Below are 17,251 nucleotides of genomic sequence, written 5' to 3'. Positions count from 1 at the left end.
ACCGTTATTATAATGGTTTAAGGTAATAATCTGAATTAAATGGCGGCTGTTATTCAAAAACGTTTCTTCCGGGCAATAAAAAGTAAAGTAATTATAGGTTTTCTGTTCGCCTGTTTTGCGCTGCTATTGGCATGGGGTATCAGCAAGTTCGCTTTTACCAGGATGCTGAATACCGTGGAAGAAATTTCAGCGCCGAACGACCGTTTAAGGATTGTTAATGATCTTTCGCACAAGATAGCCAGGTTGGATCAGTTGCAACGTGATGAAGCTTTTAATAAACAGGGCAATTATAGTTTCCTTAAGGAATCGCGTAAGTTAAGATCAAGTTTAGATACGCTTCGCAAATTATATCGTGGAGACTCTGCGCAATTGTCTAGGATAAAATCGATCAAAAATTTACTTTCAGATCGCGATAAACAGTTTGTAAACTACCTTAAAGTAAGGGAAACACTGGTCAATACCAAATCTTTTTCTGACGAAGTTAAGAAATTGAATGAGCTGGTGGCTATACGCAGCAGGCAAACGGATAGTGCAGTATTAACTACCGAAACGACCACATCAACCACCACGGTTGCGCCAGAGGAAGAACAAAAATCAAGAGGTTTCCTGAGCAAACTTTTTGGGAAGAAGAAATCAGATGTTTATAAAATCATTAACGAAGAATTTAAGGTTAAGCGTGATACCTTAAATGCAAAGGCTGAAGACAGCATCATGAAAAGCATGACGGGTTCGTTAAGGAATATCGAGCTGGAACAGCGTCAGAAAAGCCAGAAATTTTTAAAAAGGGAGGCTGATTTATCAAGTGCCAGTAATGCCTTAACTGCGAAAATGCTGCAGATTCTTCGTGAGGTAGAGGGTGAGGCGGTAGCGCAGGTTGACTTAAATGGTATTCAGGCCAAGGAAGTGGTTAACGACGGAATTACACAGATCACAACCATTATCATTATCTTTTTTCTGTTAACGGTTATTCTGCTGTATTTAATTTTAGCAGATATTACAAAAAGCAACAGGTATAGAAAGGCTTTGGAGCTGGCTAAAGATGAAGCAGAATACCATGGTAAAGCGAAGCAGCGGTTCCTGTCAAACATGAGCCATGAGATCAGAACCCCGCTGCAGTCTATTTTAGGCTACGCTGAGCTGATTACCCAGCAGGATGTGCCCAACAAAAAAGATGTGGATGCGATTTATCAGTCTTCCATTCATTTACTTCAGATTGTTAATGAGGTATTAGATTATAACCGGATTATTTCAGGTGAGTTTAGCTTTAATAATCAGGTATTTAATATCAAAAAAGCCTTTGATGAAGTAGTTTCGGTAATGCGGCCATTGGCAGAACAGAAATCACTTCAGTTAAATACAGCACTTGATCTTGCCGGTTTGGAATTTGTAAAGGGCGATGCTTTTAGACTAAAGCAGATTTTATTTAATTTATTGGGTAACGCCGTAAAATTTACCTTAAAAGGTGAAATTAAACTTTCTGTATCTTACAAAAAGCAAGGTGAGGATCTTCACTTTCATTTTACCATAAAGGATACCGGAATAGGATTTGAAGAAAAAGATATCCCTAAAATATTTAATGAATTTGAGCAGATAGAATCTCCTGAGAAATATATTATTAACCCTGCCGGTACAGGTTTGGGCCTACCTATTGTTAAATCTTTGATTGAAACTCAGGGAGGAAGAATTTATGTGAAAAGTAAGCCGGGCATTGGTACCACATTTAATATCTACATGAGGTATGAAAATACCACTGAGCGCGTAAATGATGCTTTAGACTTAGCGCATTATGCTATTGTAAACCCTGGAACGGTTTGGGTAATTGATGATGATAAACTTATTCTCGATTTATGCGGAATGATTTTTCAAAAAAACAAAATCCCTTACAGAAGTTTTACCCAGGTAGCAGATATTTTAAATGCTGAACCCGACCAGGATTTAAAGTATGTTTTAGTTGATATGCGCATGCCCGAAATGACAGGTTTCGAACTGTGCCATTTATTAAAAAAGAAACTGCCGCAAAATATTAAATTCTATGCCATTACTGCACAGGTTTTACCTGAAGAGCGTGAGATGGTTTTGAGTGAGGGTTTTGACGGCCTGATTATGAAACCGTTTAGGGCGGTCGATATCCTATCTATATTTGATAAAACAGAAGTATTAACAGCGCAGCCCGAATTTGATTTTTCTTCGATAGAAAAAATGACTTTTGGCGATCAGGAGATGCTTGAAAAAATCCTAAACCGTTTTAAGCAGGATTCGATCGATGATGCTGCTGAACTCAAAAAACACCTGGACGAAAACGAGCAGGATAAGAGTAGGTTATTGGTTCATCGCCTTGCAGGACGCACTGCACAAATGGGGTCGAAGACATTGGCCAATGCCTTTAGAACCTTAGAAATAGAAATAGCTGAAAAAGGCTTAACGGGGAACATTAAAACTGAAGTTCTGTTACAGATCGGAAAGCTGGATAGTTTGATTGCCTTTATGGAAAATATAGACTACGCTAATGCGGGCTAACTACTCTATCCCGTAGCGTTCCATTTTGGCATATAGTGTTTTACGATCGATGTTTAAAATTTTAGCAGCTTTTGATTTGTTATGTCTTACTTTGATTAACGTTTCCGTAATTAACGCTTTTTCATTCTGTTCGTTAACTGCTTTCAGATCAGATGAATTGCCAGGAGCTGATTGCTGATGGATAGAAATCATCATTTCATCAGGTAGTGCACTAATCTGGGCAATATCGCCAGGGCTCAATAAAACCATACGTTTGATCACATTGCTAAGCTCGCGCAGATTTCCCGGCCAATCGTAACTTAACAATAATGCTTTCGCTTCAGCAGATACACTTTTAACATTCCGGTCTAAATCGCGGTTTGATAACTGTATAAAATGATTAATAAACAGTTCCAAATCTCCACCTCTTTCTCTCAATGGCGGAAGCTGGATTTTGAATTCATTTAAACGGTGGTATAAATCTTCTCTAAATTCTCCCTGTTGCATGCTATTGGCCAGGTCATCATTGGTAGCCGTGATGATACGGACATTAACCGGAATCTGTTTGGTGCTACCCAAAGGCTGGATTACCCTTTCCTGTAAGGCCCTAAGCAATTTAATCTGCACTTCATAGCTCAGGTTACCCACTTCATCCAGAAACAAGGTTCCTCCGTCGGCCGCTTCAAACTGACCTTTTTTATCATTTAAAGCACCCGTAAAAGCACCTTTAACATGTCCGAATAATTCGCTGGCGGCTAAATCTTTTGATAAAGCACCACAATCTATTGCCACAAAAGGTTTATCAGCACGTTTACTCTGTTGATGCAGGGTTCTGGCGGCAAATTCTTTTCCTGTGCCGCTTTCGCCCTGTATAATTACCGACATGTCTGTAGGGGCTACCAAATTAATATGTTCATATAGTTTATCTGCAATTGCACTTTTCCCTTTTATAAAGTCGCTGTTTGTTTCTTTTGGTTCAATACTTTTTAAATCCTTTTTAGCTAAAGAATTTTTGATCACCATTAATAATTCGTCTGGATTAACTGGCTTTGTAATGTAATCAAACGCACCCAATTGAATAGATTTTACTGCTGTGCGAACATCATTAAAGCTGGTCATGATGATTACCGGAATGGAAAGACCCAGATCACGAAGATGAGTAAGCACTTCAAATCCGGTTCCGTCTGGCAGGCGGTAATCGATTAAAAGTAAATCGAATGTATAGGTTTCAACCTGTTTAAATGATTGCTTTACCTGGGTTACGAGGGTAATTTCGTGACCTTTTTTTGTTAAAAAGCCATCAAGTAATTGAGCAAATGTGGTATCGTCTTCTAAAATCAGGATTCTCGCCATGTAACAAAAATAAGAAAAGCCGGACATAATCCGGCTTTCTTATCATAGGTAGATGTAATTATTTGGGTTTTATTGTACGGGCTTACCGTCTTTATCAATTTTAACCGAACCAGTTTCGGCTTCTTTTTTAACATTGATCAAGTAGTATTCCTTTGTTCCTTCTTTAACAGACCAGGCTTCAGTAGCGGTCCATCCTTTATAAGCATCAGATTTTAATGCTGTTGTAACCGGCTCAGGAAGTTCTTCCAATTTAACCGGAGTTTTCACTGCGCTATCTTGAACTGCAACAATTGCAGCATTTTTAATTGTATTTACTTCACTTGCCTGTACTGCTGAGAATCCTGCAAAAGCTAAGAACGCAGCTGATAAAATTAATTTTTTCATCTTGATTATTTTTTAAGTTAGTGCGAGCATTAAGGCTACGCTTATATTGATTATGCCTTTATGGCGTATTTATTTTAAATTATTGAACTGGTTTACCGTCTTTATCAAATTTAAGTGAACCTGTTTCTGCTTCCTTTTTAACATTTACTAAATAATACTCTTTAGTACCTTCTTTAACTGTGAAAGCTTCAGTTGCTGTCCAACCTTTGTAGGTGTCAGATTTTAATGCTGTTGTAATCGGCTCAGGAAGTTCTTCCAATTTAATTGGAGTTTTTACTGCACTATCTTGAACTGCAACAATTGCAGCATTTTTGATTGTATTTACTTCACTTGCTTGTACTGCTGTGAATCCTACGAATGCTAAAGTAGCGGCTAAAATGATCTTTTTCATGATATTGTGTTTTAATATGATTGGTAACTTTCGTTACTGTTTAAATATAATTGTTAATTGTGGAGCGCTAATTTTGTATTGATTATTGAACTGGTTTACCGTCTTTGTCGATCTTTACCGAACCGGTTTCAGCTTCTTTTTTCACATTGATTAAATAATACTCTTTTGTACCTTCTTTAACTGACCAGGCTTCAGTAGCGGTCCAACCTTTATATGCATCAGATTTTAATGCGGTTGTTACTGGCTCAGGAAGTTCTTCCAATTTAACTGGAGTTTTCACTGCGCTATCTTGAACTGAAACAATTGCAGTAGTTTTAAAATCTTTTACTTCACTTGCCTGTACTGCTGAGAATCCTGCGAATGCTAATACTGTAGCTGCTAAAACGAATTTTTTCATGGTATATATTTTAAAATTTAATTTGTGTAACAATACTTGCTAATGTTTCATAATGGTGCCAAACAGCGTTTTTTATTTAAATAATTGATTTACAGTAATTTATTTCTGTGCCAAAGTTTTAATGTTGTGGAGTTTGTCCACACTTTGTGGTGAATGACTACAAGTTTAGCAACCATTTGTTATTAGCCCGGTAGTGTGCCGTTGTTCTTTTGCCATTAGATATTACCATCTGATGGATTTAAAATTCTTTGGAGTGGAATTGCAAACTATTGCAACTCCAGAGTTCCTTTAGCTTTCAGATGGTAACATCTGAAAGCACGTCGGAAAAAATAAATCTCAATTTTTGAAAAAAGAAGATTTTTTTCTATCATTGCAGCCCGATTGAAAGCCTCCTTAGCTCAGCTGGTAGAGCAACTGACTTGTAATCAGTAGGTCATTGGTTCGATTCCGATAGGAGGCTCTTTTTCTTTTTCTAATTTCTTAAGAAGTTAAATCAAAAATCATTTTATCATCAAAATAGGTCAGGCAGATAAAATATTTTTTATTTGCTCCGGTTATTCCGCTAATTTGCGATATGTTAAAATACTTTTCAGCAGATTGGATCTTTCCTGTTTCCTCCCCACCAATGAAAAACGGAGTAGTAGCTGTAAATCCAGAGGGCGAAATTGAAGAAGTGTTAACCAAAAAAGAAGCCGAAAACCTTAATTTGGATATCATAAAATATAAAGGGGCAATCGTTCCAGGCTTAATTAATACCCATTGCCATTTAGAATTATCGCATATATTAGATCAAATCCCTGAGCAAACGGGTTTGGTAGAATTTGTACAGCATATTATTAAAAGCAGACAGGGCGATATAGCAGAGATTAAAGCGGCTATGTATGCAGCCGACCAGGAAATGTTCGAAAATGGGATTGTAGCCGTTGGCGATATTTCCAATCAAATTTCCTCTAAAGAAGTGAAAGAGAAGAGTAAAATCCATTACCATACCTTTGTAGAGGCCATGGGTTTTAATCCCGAAAGGGCCGGAGCCATAATGGATAATGTGAAGGGAATTAAGGAGGATTTTAAACCACTGCCTGTATCTATTGTTCCGCATGCACCTTATTCAGTATCTCCGGCATTATTCGAATTAATAAGGGAAGAGGCAGAAAAAGATAATAGCCTTATTAGTGTTCACAATCAGGAAACGGACAATGAAAATGCTTTTTTTGAAAATAAAACAGGTGGATTTTTAGATCTCTATCAATTTTTAGGACTGGACATCACTTTCTTCGAGCCAACCCATAAAACATCATTACAAAGCTGGCTACCTTATATTAAGGAACAGAAAACTTTATTGGTACACAATACCGTTTCAAACAAAGCTGACATTACTTTTGCGAAAGCGAATAACCCGAATTTATACTGGTGCCTTTGTCCGCAGGCTAATCTTTATATTGAAAACACTTTGCCAGATGTTAATCTCCTGATAGATGAAAAAGTGAAAATTACTTTAGGTACGGATAGTTTGGCCAGTAACCATCAACTTAATATTCTGTCGGAAATGTTCACTTTACAGAAATACAAACAGGTTCCTTTTGAAAAACTGTTGAGCTGGGCAACAATAAACGGAGCAGAATTTTTGGAGCTTGATCAACAAATTGGTACAATAGAAGTTGGTAAAAAACCAGGATTGAATTTAATCCGGCTGTCTGCCAATTTTACAATTGAAAGCGACAAAGTACAGCGACTGATTTAAAGAAAGTATCCGTTCTTTAATAACCTTAAAAATCGCTTGTTTTGAAGAGTCATTTTATTTGGTCATGAGTTTAATGCCATTTCGAGCTTATACATTAAAAATCAGCTTTTTTATGTATAAGGGTATTATTTCAATTTATTTAACGCGATTTTGGAATTATATAGAATTCTTTCGGAATAAGTGATATTTCAATAATTTGCCAACTATTTGTAAAGTAAATTTTCCTCATGAACCCAATCTGTAAACTATTCAATATTAAATATCCTATTATTCAGGCTGGAATGGTTTGGTGCAGTGGCTGGAGACTGGCTTCAGCAGTTTCTAATGCAGGAGGCCTGGGCATTATTGGAGCAGGTTCAATGTATCCTGACGTTTTAAGAACACATATTCAAAAGTGTAGATTAGCAACTCATCAGCCATTTGGCGTTAATATTCCATTACTTTACCCTAATATTCAGGAAATTATAGATGTAGTAATTGAAGAAAAGGTAAAAATTGTATTTTCTTCTGCCGGTAACCCGGCAACATGGACCAGTTTTTTAAAAGAAAAGGGTATTACTGTGGTTCATGTAATTGCGAATACAAAATTTGCTATAAAAGCTCAGGAAGCCGGTGTTGATGCGATTGTTGCCGAAGGTTTTGAGGCGGGTGGGCATAACGGGAGAGAAGAAACTACAACGATGTGTTTAATCCCTATAATAAAAGAGCTTGTTAACATTCCGGTCATCGCTGCAGGTGGCATCGGGAGTGGTAAAGCCATGCTGGCTGCATTTGCCTTAGGTGCTGATGCCGTTCAAATAGGTTCGGCTTTTGCAGTGGCCGAAGAATCGTCTGCTCATCAGGCGTTTAAACATAAAATTATTGCTGCCAGTGAGGGCGATACTAAACTAGCGATGAAAAAACTGGTTCCGGTAAGGTTACTGAAAAATGAATTTGCTGATGCTATTACCAAAGCTGAAGCCGACGGAGCAAGCCGGGATGAGCTGGCTGAACTTTTGGGCCATGCCAGGGCGAAACTGGGAATGTTTGAAGGCGATATGGAAAATGGCGAACTTGAAATCGGTCAGGTTTCGGCAATGCTGAAAGAAATTAAGCCTGCAAGAGTTATCCTTGACGAAATATGGCAGGAATTTAATGTAAAAATAGCCCAGCTTGCGCAACTGCAAAACAATTTTTATATCTAAATCAACATCGTATTATGCAATTATAAGGCTTATCTCACCACATCTATTGGTTTTGGGGCTAAATGGATGATTGGTAGTGTTGTTGTTCTTTGAAAGACTTATTCGACAACAATCATGCTTCCAATTAACGGTATTGGACTTTTTCGAGTAAAGAAACGGTATGTGAGAGGTTTTGGATTATTTTATCCTTAAGTTCGATGGCTTTATTTTTCTCGCTTAGCAGGCTTTTTAGCCTTTTGATCTCTTCTGCTGATGCCTGCGTTTCCTTTTTACTAAACTCCGAAAATAGTTTACCCTTTTCGTAATAGCTGAAAAAATTGTAGCCCAGTATTTCACTCACATTGGCAAGCAGTGAAACATCCAGGCTTGGACTATTGATGATTTCCTGTGCTTTGGTTTTGCTAATGGCCATTTTTTCTGCGAATAGGGAAACAGAAATCTCTTTGGTTTTCATTTCCTTCCAGATCATCAATCCTATATGTACACTCATTATCGTCTCCGTTTTAAAATTCAAATTACCTAAATGTTAGCCTAATCCGGAAAAATTAGTGTTAATGATAACCAGTCTAATTATAATTTTTGATTTGGCAGATAATTACCCCGTTCTTTTATAAACTCACTTCGGCTATTGATACTCCTTTAAGTTTCAACTTTATTTTACAATTCATATTCGACTACGCTCAGACTGACATACAAAATAAATTTTATTTAATTTAAATAGGCTCTTGTAGCTCTAAGATAAAACGTAATTGATTTTGTATAACCAAACAAATGGGTATAGCTCCATTACATCAGCTTGGTGCCATCATGAACAGGTGTTAAAGAATTGTTATAATTCATTTACCTTTGCAACAGTAAACATTTCAACTTTACAACAATAAATGAAACATCTCAATATAAAAGTAACAGGCAAAGTACAGGGCGTTGGCTTTAGAGAAACTACTAAAATTATTGCCAACCAAATGATGGTAAATGGTTTTGTAAGGAACGAAAAAGACGGATCGGTTTATATAGAAGCGGAAGGCGAAGAAATTTTTTTGGAAGAATTTCTAAACTGGTGCAATGAAGGCCCTGACCGCTCACGTGTAGAAAATGTGGCGGTGAGCGATGGCGAAGTGAAAAACTATCGTAATTTTGAAGTCTTAAGAAAATAAATTGCTGAATTGCTATTTGTTCCGGTATGGAACTTATCTCAATACGCAATGCTCAAATCTCAATCATAAATGTCTGTATATAAAAAGTTTCTCGGGCAAACCATGATTTATGGTATTAGTACCATTTTTTCCCGGTTGTTCAATTTTATTTTAACGCCTGTTTACACGGGTGTTTTCGCTCCTGGAGTTTATGGTGTTTTTACCAAAATGTTCAGTTACGTGTCCATCATCAATCCAATACTGGCTTTTGGGATGGAAACCACTTTTTTCAGGTATTTAAATAAACATGAAGATCGGAAGCAGGAAGTATATAACAATAGCTTTTTAGTAATTGCTTTTATATCAACCCTGTTTTTAATCACCGCATTAATTTTTTCCGATTACCTGGCCAGGTATACATTAGACGGAAACATCGCAGAATTGGCTGACCAAAAATCTTATGTACATTATTTCGCATGGATTTTATTTGTGGATGCCATCAGTGTAATTCCATTCGCCAAATTAAGGGCCGATGGAAAGCCATTTAAATATAGCTTAATCAAGTTTCTCAATATAGGCACATTTGTGGGCTTAAACCTGGTGTTTATTTACGTTATCCCGTTCCTCATCAAACATGATATCTTGAGCGGATGGTTCACTTCGTGGTATAAAGGCCGTTGGGTGGGGTATGTATTCGTAGCCAATTTAATCGCGAGCATTGTCACGCTGCTTATGCTTATTCCACAGTTTTTGGAAATCCAGTTTAAGTTTAATAAAAGCTTATTTAACAATATGCTGGGATATAGCTGGCCTGTTTTGGTGGCCAATTTATCATTTATTATCAATGAAAATTTAGACAAAATTTTATTGGGTAAGTACCTGCCAGCAAGTATTGCCAATCATGATGTTGGTATCTACGGGGCCGTATGTAAGCTGGCCATCTTCATCAGTATTTTTAATACGGCCTTTAGGTTAGGTGCCGAACCATTTTTCTTTAGTCACGCTAAAAATGCAAATGCAAAACAAACCTATGCTAACATTTTATATTACTTTGTACTTGCTTTATCCATCCTTTTTGTAGGCTTAACAGCCAATATCGAAATCATCAAATATTTCATCAATTCAAGGTATTGGGTGGGGCTCAACGCAGTTCCGTTTTTGTTGTTCGGCTATGTTTGTTTAGGTATTTATATGAATTTATCGGTATGGTACCGTTTATCCGATCAAACCAGGTACGGCCTATATATCTCTTTGGTCGGCGCTGTTTTCACCATCATCATGAACATTATCCTGATTCCTAAATTTAGTTATATGGGTTCTGCATGGGTATCAATGTTTGCCTATTTTATCATTATGGTTATTTCTTATTTACTCGGACAAAAACATTACCCCATACCTTATAAACTTAAAGCAATGAGTGTCTATGTATTGGTTTCTATTGTGATGGTATACTTATCTTTTTGGGTTTTTAAACGCAACATTTACATCGGGAATGGCATTTTAGTGTTATTTCTCCTGGGTATTTTCTATTTTGAGAAGAATAATGTAATGAAAATGCTAAAGAAGGGTTAAAAAATATTTATAATTATTGGTTCATGGTCAATGGCCATTAAATTATGAACTATCAACCTGGGCATCCAATTATAAAAAAGAATGGAAATAAAAATCATCAATACATCCGGGCACCCGCTTCCTCAGTACGAAACTGCAAATGCGGCAGGAATGGATTTAAGGGCAGCCATCACAGAAGAAATAATACTTAAACCTTTACAACGTCTGTTAGTACCAACGGGTTTGTTTATCGAACTGCCTATTGGTTACGAAGCACAGATCAGACCAAGAAGCGGCCTGGCCTATAAGCACGGCATCAGCATTGTAAATTCACCAGGTACAATTGATGCTGATTACCGTGGCGAAATAAAAGTATTATTGGTAAATTTATCGGATACAGATTTTAAAATCGTTAATGGCGATAGGATTGCACAAATGATAGTGGCCAAACACGAAACTGTAAGCTGGCAAACCGTTGAACAATTAGGAGAAACTGCACGCGGCGAAGGCGGTTACGGACATACGGGGAAATAGTCAACAGTCCTAAGTCATAAGTCCTTAGTCTGGAGTTAATTTTGGATTGATAAATGATATGAAATACAAAGTACATTTTCTTGTTGGAGCCACTTTGATTAGCTTCCAGGCTTTTGGGCAGGGAACGGTTGTACCAGGTACCAACCGTGATAGCAATATGGTAAAGCAATTGTTTTTTGCCGGTCTGCGGGAGAAAATGTCTGAAAATTATGCTGTCGCCTCTACCAATTTTAATAAAATTGTTGGATTAGATCCAAATAACCATGCCGCTTATTTCGAGCTGGCCAATGCCAATCTCCGTTTAGATAAACTTAGCGAGGCCGAACAGAACATCAAACAGGCAATCAAATTAAATACTGGTAATTTATGGTACTGGCGCTTACTCGGTGAGATATACAAGCGCAGCAATCAAATGCCCGAACTGATTGAGGTTTTTAATCAGTTGATCCGCATTGATCCCGAAAATGATGCCTATTATTTTGATAAGGCCAATGCCCAGTTTTTAGCTAATCAGTTAGATGCTGCAAAAAAAACTTATGATGAAATCCAGGTTAAATTTGGCGATTCAAGAGACCTGACGAATGCCAGAAAGCGCTTTCAGGCAAATGGAAGTGCAACAGAAAGTGATATTGTAAAATTATTGGAAGGTAACCAGGCGGATGTAAAGAACTATTTATACGCAGCAGGTTTGCTTTTACAAAAAGGAAATGATCCGGAAGCATTAAAGGTATTAACCAAAGCCCGGCAGCTGGAACCGAATAATTTTGAGGTAAACCTGGCTCTGGCCGATATTTACCGCAAGCAGAAAAATGATGACGCTGCATTTTCATCCTTAAAATTGGCTTTCCAAAGTGATGAAATGCCGCTTGCTGAAAAGGTAAAGATTATTGCAGCACTTTTTCCGAAACTTAACCAGCCTGTTATTGCTAAAAATGTAAGTGAACTGAGTAAGTTAGTTGCAGAGAAAAATCCGACTGAAGCAAAAGCATTAGCACTTTATGGCGATGTACTTTATCAGCAGAATAACCTGAAAGAGGCATTGGGCCAATATCAGGCTGCTTTGAAACTTAACGAACAGGTTTATGTAGTTTGGGAACAGGTAATTAATATCCAAACTTTACTGGGGAATTATGATGATGCTATAAAAGTAGGCGATGAAGCGCTAACCATTTACCCAAATCAGGCCAGTTTATACTACTACATGGCTTATGCAATGTTTAGGACCGGTAAATATGAGTCTGCTCAAAACAATTTAAAAACATCCTTACAGTTAGATGTGGAGAATAAAAGCCTGCAGGCACAAATTTATGCCCTTCAGGGCGATATCTACATCAACCAGAATAATTTTCCCCTGGCTAAAACAGCTTTTGAAAAAGCCATTTCAACGGAGCCCGATAATTATCTCATCATGAATAATTATGCGTATTATCTGGCGTTAAGAAATGATGACTTAACAAAGGCGGAGAAATATGCGGAAACAGCAGCCAATGCAATGCCAAATAATCCCTCAATTGCAGATACTTATGCTTTTATTTTGTTTAAACAGCAGAAATACGATCTGGCGAAAACATGGATAGAAAAGGCTTTGCAAAACAATAACAATAAAAATGGTGTTTACCTGGAGCGATATGGCGATATACTTTTTATGAAAGGTGAAAAGGACGCCGCATTAATTCAATGGCAAAAAGCAAAAGAGTCCGGAAACGGATCAGAAGTATTAATTAAAAAGATAAATGAAAAGAAATATTTTAAATAGTGCATTCCTGTTAGGAGCTGTAATTTTTGTTTCGGCATGCAAACCTAAAAAAGAAATTGTTGTGGCTCCCCCTACCAAAACGGAAACCAAAACAGATAATTCAAAAGCCGAAGCCTTAACCTTATTAAATAGCAAACAACTTAAATTTAATACACTTTCTTTAAAAGCAAAAGCAACTTTAGCTATTGGCACCGATGCAAATGACGTTACCATGAATTTCAAAATGAAAGACAAGGAAACCATTTGGGTAAGTATTACGGCCTTAGGTGGAATGGCGGAGGTGGCAAGGGCTTTGATTACGCCTGATAGCATCAAGATCATGAACCGGATGAAAAGTGAATACCTCAAAAAGCCGTTTAGTTATATTTACAATTTCACCAACAAACAGGTTAATTTTAATACGCTCCAGGCTATTTTAACGGGAAATGCCATGGGTGAGTTTTTAACTGCAGAATCAGATGTTAAACAGGAAAATGGTGTTTGGGTAGTTTCGGGAAGCAAAGCGGAGTTAGATTACAAACTGCTTTTTAATACGCTGTTCAAGGTATCTGAAACCAATTTAAATGACGTTAGAAACGGACAGGCATTAAAAGTTACCTATTCCGATTATCAGAAGTTAAATGAATCTTTATTCCCAAGTGCTTTACAGATCAAAACACTGTCTAAAGCGAAGAAAATAAACATCGATCTACAGTTTGTGAAAATTGATGGCAATGTTCCTATCGATTTTCCGTTTAATGTACCAAAGAGGTTTGCGGTTGTGAAATAAGCTTAGGACTTAATAATTTAATATTTATAACTGGCTTGCCAAAGGTATCTGCTGCTTCAGTATGGTCACTTTGGCAATCTTTGCATGATATGAAGATTAGGTGAAGACGATTTTGTAATAAGCAATTATGACTTTAGTATCTCGATTTTAATACTTTTTACTATAAAATTTTTATACTTTTGGCTTAATGAAGCTACAAAAACTCCTATTTATCCTTTTTTTAAGCGTGTTAACACTTTCGGCTGTTGCACAAACTGAAAGTCAGCTCAGAAGGAAAAAAGAAGCTATACAACGCGAAATCGAACAGCTTCAGAAGAATTTGAATAAAACTGCCAGTGGTAAAAAGCTTACTATACAGCAGATTAATACTATAAATGCTCAGATTAGGTTGCGCCAGGATAAAATTGGGACCATTAACTCTGAAATAAAAAATCTGGATAACCAAATCTCTCAGAACACAAATACCGTACATACATTACAAGGTCAGTTAGGAGATCTTAAAAAAGAGTATGCAGGCATGATCCGATTTGCCCAGCGCAACAGAAATTCGTACGATAAAATGATGTTCATTTTTGCAGCGAAGGATTTTAACCAGGCATATAAAAGGATCAAATATTTACAGCAGTTTAGTCAATACCGTAAAAAACAGGCCGGATATATTGAAAATACCCAGCAAGATCTGAACGGTAAAATTAAAGTGCTGGATAAAACACTTAGAGAAAAAAGTGATCTGTTGAAGGAACAGGAAAGAGAGCGTGAGCGTTTAAGCAAAGATAAAAGTAAGCAATCAGTAGAATTAAACAAACTGAGCAAGGACGAAAAACAGTTTAAACAGGATATCACCAGTCGTAAAAAACAACAGGCTCAGATAGACAGGGCCATTAGTGCTGCAATTCAGCGGGCAATTGAAGAAGCGAGAAGGAAGGCCGCAGAAGAGGCAAGAAGGAAAGCAGCTGAAGAAGCAAGAATTGCGGCAGCAAAAGCCAAGGCAGAAAATAAACCTGCACCAACAGCTCCTGCTACCCCTACAGCTAAAGCAAAATCGACTGGGGAATTGCTTACCGCAACTCCGGAAGCGGCAAGGTTATCGGCGGGCTTTGAAAATAACAGGGGTAGGTTACCCTGGCCGGTAGCAACAGGTACCATAACCGAAAGGTTTGGTATGCATAAGATAGATCAGGCAAGTTATACCAACGATGGTGTAGATATTACTACAACAGATGGGGCGGCGGTTAGAGCGGTATTTGCAGGTAAAGTTGCTGCTGTTCAGGTAATGATGGGAAGAACGGTAGTTTTGATCAACCACGGTGAATACTTTACGGTTTATCAGAATTTAAAATCGGTTAGTGTGAGCGTGGGTAATTCTGTTGATACCAAACAAACCATTGGGGTTGTAGCCAATACTGGTGATGATGCTGTGCTGAAGTTTCAGATCAGAAGAGGGCAGGCAGCTTTAAATCCGGAAGCCTGGATCAGTAAATAAAAGAATAGTTTTTAAAATGTCTATATTTGTATAAATTATATTAGTGATGTATCAAGGCACGTTATTAGAGTTTTTAAATATGGGTGGATCGGAGATCGTGCTCATTTTAGTGGTAGTTCTATTGTTGTTCGGAGGTAAAAAATTACCTGAACTGGCAAGAGGACTGGGGAAAGGGATCAGAGAATTTAAAGATGCCTCTGATGGTGTGAAGCGTGAAATTCACAGAAATATTAATGCTATGGACTTAGATAAAGAAGAAGCGGAAGAAACAGCTGTAAATACCCATAGTCAACGTCATCACCCAACAGAAGAATCGCCTGTTGATGAAAAAGTTGAGTCAAGTGTGCCACATATCGATTTGGCAAAGCCTACGGATGAGAAAATTGTAACTGACAAAGAAAAAGTTTAAACAAAAAAATCATGTTAAATACAACAATAGCAGCAATGCTTGGAACACCAGAAATTATCATTATTGCGGTAGTGGTATTGTTATTATTTGGTGGTAAAAAAATTCCTGAACTGATGAGAGGTTTAGGTAAAGGTGTTAAAGAATTTAAAGATGGTAAAGATGGCGTTGACGGAGAACAAGTAGATCCATCTAACCGCGATAAAACTGTTTAATTGCAATAATTTTTAGTTTTGAAGAAATACAGCTCTCTGAAGGAGATTCAAACACTCATTTCGCAAAAGCAATTAACTTTACCCGATTTATTAGCTTATTACTTTAAGCAAATTGAATATAATGAACACCTCAATGCATTTAATGAGGTGTTTTTTTTATCGGCAGAAGTTCAGGCGAAAGCAGTGCAGCAAAAAATAGAAGAAGGCACTGCAGGTAAACTTGCAGGGATGGTAATTGGTATTAAAGATAATATCTGTTATGAAGGCCATATTGTTACCGCATCATCAAAAATGCTAGAAGGCTTCGTATCCCCATATTCTTCTACAGTTGTACAACGTTTGTTACAGGAAGATGCCGTTATTATCGGCCGTTTAAACTGTGATGAATTTGCTATGGGCGGCTCTAATGAAACTTCATACTATGGGGTTGCTAAAAATGCGGCAAATCCCGAACTTGTTCCGGGTGGATCTTCAGGCGGCTCTGCTGTTGCAGTTCAGGCCGATATGTGTTTGTCGGCCCTGGGTACCGATACCGGTGGTTCGGTAAGACAACCAGCTGCTTTTTGCGGACAGATTGGACTTAAACCGACTTATGGCCGCATTTCAAGGTACGGTGTTATTGCTTATGCTTCCTCTTTCGATCAGGTTGGGCCCATTACATCTTCAGTAGAAGATGCTGCTCTGCTCTTACAGGTTTTAGCTGGTGCTGACGATTATGATTCTACAGTTTCTCCAGCTGCAGTACCCGATTATCCTGCTCATTTGGATGAACGTAAAAAACAAAAAATAGCGGTATTAAGGGAAACTATTGAGAGCGAAGCCCTTGATCCCGAAATCAAATCTGCTATTTTAAAATCAATCGAACAGCTTAAGGCTGATGGGCATTCTGTTGAGTATGTTTCTTTTGATCTGTTGGATTATCTGGTTCCGGCTTATTACATTTTAACAACGGCCGAAGCTTCTTCCAATCTTTCGCGTTATGATGGCGTTCATTACGGACATCGTAATATGGATGCGAAATCCCTGAATGAACTTTATAAATTATCCCGCGCCGAAGGTTTTGGCGAAGAAGTAAAACGCCGCATCCTTTTAGGTACTTTTGTTTTAAGTGCAGGATATTACGATGCATATTATCAAAAAGCACAGCAGGTTCGTCGATTGATCAGAGAAAAAATGGACGTTTTGCTTCAGGATTATGATTTGATTCTGTCTCCTGTGGCACCAACAGCAGCTTTTAAAATTGGCGATCATGTTCAGGATGCAATTGTAATGTATATGGCCGATATTTTTACCGTATTACCTTCTTTAAGCGGGAATCCGGCAATTGCTTTACCAATAGGCAATAATGCGGCAGGTTTACCGTTAAGTATACAATTTACAGCCAAACATTTTGAGGAAGACAAGCTTCTGGCTTTTTCTCAGGCATTTTTATCATAGTTTTATCGTCATTGCAATTAC

General features: G+C 37.6%; 17 protein-coding genes and 1 tRNA gene. 13 read left to right on the top strand and 5 right to left on the bottom strand.

What is annotated here, in order from left to right:
• Positions 1-39 precede the first annotated feature (39 nt).
• The gene (locus FFJ24_RS19520) at positions 40-2,517 is read left to right on the top strand and encodes a hybrid sensor histidine kinase/response regulator (RefSeq protein ID WP_138818842.1); all 2,478 of its coding nucleotides are present in this window, start codon (positions 40-42) and stop codon (positions 2,515-2,517) included.
• Here FFJ24_RS19520 and FFJ24_RS19515 read toward each other — a convergent pair whose 3' ends face one another.
• The 4 genes from FFJ24_RS19515 to FFJ24_RS19500 all read right to left on the bottom strand — a co-directional run bounded on the left by FFJ24_RS19515 (position 2,518) and on the right by FFJ24_RS19500 (position 5,021).
• Entirely contained in the window at positions 2,518-3,849 is a 1,332-nt protein-coding gene (locus tag FFJ24_RS19515; protein WP_138818841.1) for a sigma-54 dependent transcriptional regulator, read from the bottom strand.
• Positions 3,850-3,918: 69 nt separating this feature from the next.
• Positions 3,919-4,233, bottom strand: coding sequence for a hypothetical protein (locus FFJ24_RS19510; protein WP_116169014.1), 315 nt, complete (start codon positions 4,231-4,233; stop codon positions 3,919-3,921).
• A gap of 79 nt (positions 4,234-4,312) precedes the next feature.
• Entirely contained in the window at positions 4,313-4,624 is a 312-nt protein-coding gene (locus FFJ24_RS19505) for a hypothetical protein (protein WP_138818840.1), read from the bottom strand.
• Positions 4,625-4,706: 82 nt separating this feature from the next.
• Positions 4,707-5,021 carry a hypothetical protein gene (locus tag FFJ24_RS19500; protein WP_138818839.1) on the bottom strand — a complete coding sequence of 105 codons (315 nt, stop codon included), beginning with the start codon at positions 5,019-5,021 and terminating at the stop codon, positions 4,707-4,709.
• A 387-nt stretch (positions 5,022-5,408) separates the two neighbouring features.
• Here FFJ24_RS19500 and FFJ24_RS19495 point away from each other — a divergent pair.
• From FFJ24_RS19495 to FFJ24_RS19485, 3 genes are all read left to right on the top strand, one after another.
• Positions 5,409-5,481: transfer RNA gene (locus tag FFJ24_RS19495), tRNA-Thr, on the top strand.
• 114 nt (positions 5,482-5,595) lie between these two features.
• The gene (locus tag FFJ24_RS19490; protein WP_138818838.1) at positions 5,596-6,762 is read left to right on the top strand and encodes an amidohydrolase family protein; all 1,167 of its coding nucleotides are present in this window, start codon (positions 5,596-5,598) and stop codon (positions 6,760-6,762) included.
• A gap of 227 nt (positions 6,763-6,989) precedes the next feature.
• Entirely contained in the window at positions 6,990-7,946 is a 957-nt protein-coding gene (locus FFJ24_RS19485; protein WP_138818837.1) for a nitronate monooxygenase family protein, read from the top strand.
• A 124-nt stretch (positions 7,947-8,070) separates the two neighbouring features.
• Here the strand turns inward: FFJ24_RS19485 and FFJ24_RS19480 are convergent, their stop codons facing one another.
• Positions 8,071-8,436 carry a hypothetical protein gene (locus tag FFJ24_RS19480; protein WP_138818836.1) on the bottom strand — a complete coding sequence of 122 codons (366 nt, stop codon included), beginning with the start codon at positions 8,434-8,436 and terminating at the stop codon, positions 8,071-8,073.
• 391 nt (positions 8,437-8,827) lie between these two features.
• On the opposite strand from FFJ24_RS19480, the gene FFJ24_RS19475 reads away from it, so the two are divergent.
• The 9 genes from FFJ24_RS19475 (at position 8,828) to gatA (ending at position 17,230) form a co-directional block, all read left to right on the top strand.
• On the top strand, positions 8,828-9,100 hold the full coding sequence (locus FFJ24_RS19475) for an acylphosphatase (protein WP_138818835.1): 273 nt from the start codon (positions 8,828-8,830) through the stop codon (positions 9,098-9,100).
• Positions 9,101-9,169: 69 nt separating this feature from the next.
• Positions 9,170-10,651, top strand: coding sequence for a lipopolysaccharide biosynthesis protein (locus FFJ24_RS19470; protein WP_138818834.1), 1,482 nt, complete (start codon positions 9,170-9,172; stop codon positions 10,649-10,651).
• Between the two features lie 81 nt (positions 10,652-10,732).
• Positions 10,733-11,164, top strand: a complete 432-nt coding sequence (gene dut, locus FFJ24_RS19465; protein WP_138818833.1) for a dUTP diphosphatase — start codon at positions 10,733-10,735, stop codon at positions 11,162-11,164.
• Positions 11,165-11,222: 58 nt separating this feature from the next.
• Positions 11,223-12,920 (top strand): tetratricopeptide repeat protein, encoded by a 1,698-nt coding sequence (locus FFJ24_RS19460; protein WP_138818832.1) that lies wholly within the window; start codon positions 11,223-11,225, stop codon positions 12,918-12,920.
• Positions 12,898-13,689, top strand: a complete 792-nt coding sequence (locus FFJ24_RS19455) for a DUF4292 domain-containing protein (RefSeq protein WP_138818831.1) — start codon at positions 12,898-12,900, stop codon at positions 13,687-13,689. Before FFJ24_RS19460 ends, FFJ24_RS19455 begins: the two co-directional genes overlap by 23 nt.
• Positions 13,690-13,876: 187 nt before the next feature.
• On the top strand, positions 13,877-15,172 hold the full coding sequence (locus FFJ24_RS19450; protein WP_138818830.1) for a murein hydrolase activator EnvC: 1,296 nt from the start codon (positions 13,877-13,879) through the stop codon (positions 15,170-15,172).
• A 46-nt stretch (positions 15,173-15,218) separates the two neighbouring features.
• Positions 15,219-15,581, top strand: coding sequence for a twin-arginine translocase TatA/TatE family subunit (locus FFJ24_RS19445; protein ID WP_138818829.1), 363 nt, complete (start codon positions 15,219-15,221; stop codon positions 15,579-15,581).
• Between the two features lie 11 nt (positions 15,582-15,592).
• Positions 15,593-15,793 (top strand): twin-arginine translocase TatA/TatE family subunit, encoded by a 201-nt coding sequence (locus FFJ24_RS19440; RefSeq protein WP_029287719.1) that lies wholly within the window; start codon positions 15,593-15,595, stop codon positions 15,791-15,793.
• An 18-nt stretch (positions 15,794-15,811) separates the two neighbouring features.
• Positions 15,812-17,230, top strand: coding sequence for an Asp-tRNA(Asn)/Glu-tRNA(Gln) amidotransferase subunit GatA (gene gatA, locus FFJ24_RS19435; protein WP_138818828.1), 1,419 nt, complete (start codon positions 15,812-15,814; stop codon positions 17,228-17,230).
• The last annotated feature ends 21 nt before the right edge of the window (positions 17,231-17,251 follow it).

Source organism: Pedobacter sp. KBS0701 (genome assembly GCF_005938645.2).
Taxonomy (GTDB): domain Bacteria; phylum Bacteroidota; class Bacteroidia; order Sphingobacteriales; family Sphingobacteriaceae; genus Pedobacter.
Note: the sequence above shows the minus strand (reverse complement) of the source record. Positions and strands in the feature narration are given on the sequence as shown.